The organism is Natrinema soli, from assembly GCF_028618695.1.
This window is the reverse complement of record NZ_JAQIVI010000134.1, coordinates 1-1,007: the sequence shown is the minus strand read 5'-3', so window position 1 is coordinate 1,007 and position 1,007 is coordinate 1. Positions and strand designations below refer to the sequence as shown.

The window sequence follows — 1,007 nt, the reverse complement described above, 5'->3', positions numbered from 1 at the left end:
CGGCGGGGCTCGCCTTCGGGAGCGTCGCCCTGCTCGCGGACGCGGCCCACTCGCTCGCGGACCTCGTGGCCAGCGTGGTCGTTCTCGTCTGGGGCCGAAGCGCGTTCGACGAACCCGACACGACCCATCCACACGGCCACGATCGGATCGAGCCCCTGACGGCGCTGTTCGTCGGTGCCGTCATCGCGCTCCTCGGACTGAATCTGCTCTACCGGTCCGTCGAGGGACTCCTCACCGGCACCGACATCGAGTTCAGCGTCCTGCTCCTCGCGGCGCTCGGCTTCGCGATCGTCGACATGTACCTCGTCTACCGCTACACCGTTCGGATCAACGAACGCCTGCAATCGACCGCGCTCGCGGCGCTCGCGAAGGACTGCCTGAACGACATCTACACCTCGGTCGCCGCCATCGTCGGCGTCCTCGGCGTTCTGGTCGGCTATCCGATACTCGATCCCGTCGCCGGCGGTCTCGTCAGCCTGCTGGTCGTCTATCAGGGCATCGAGATCGGCAGGGAGAACGTCGATTACCTCATCGGTGCCGCGCCCGGTCCCGAGAAGCGCGGGGAGATCACCGACCGCCTGCGGAGCCACCCGGCCGTCGAGGGCGTTCACGACCTGACCGTCTTCTACGACGGCACCGTCCTCGAGGTCGAAGTCCACGTCGAGGTCGACGGCGACATGCCGTTTCGCGATGCCCACGACATCGAATCGGAACTGGTGGCTCAGTTGCGAGGCCTCGAGGACGTCGGCGACGCACACGTCCACCTCGATCCGTCCGGAATCGGCGAGTGGAAGGAGTCGGCCGACGAGGTCGGATCGTCTTACGACGAGTCCGGGTCGCCGTAGCTGCTCTCGGGGGCGTCCGCGGGAGACGACGCCCGCGGCAACGTGACGACGAAGACGCTTCCGTCCGGGCCGGTGTCGGCGAGGCCGACGGTGCCGCCGTACCTGCCCGCGAGGATCCGGGAGAGGGAGAGGCCGAGCCCGTGGTTGGTCGACTTCCGCTCG

1 protein-coding gene and 1 pseudogene are annotated in these 1,007 nt (G+C 68.1%); one reads left to right on the top strand and one right to left on the bottom strand.

The features are described from left to right. The coding region (locus PGX04_RS09545) for a cation diffusion facilitator family transporter (protein WP_273738289.1) at positions 1–845 on the top strand (845 nt) is incomplete at its 5' end. Here the strand turns inward: PGX04_RS09545 and PGX04_RS09540 are convergent. After that, a pseudogene (locus PGX04_RS09540) lies at positions 821–1,007 on the bottom strand (ATP-binding protein); the annotation flags it as partial. The gene PGX04_RS09545 and the pseudogene PGX04_RS09540 overlap by 25 nt on opposite strands.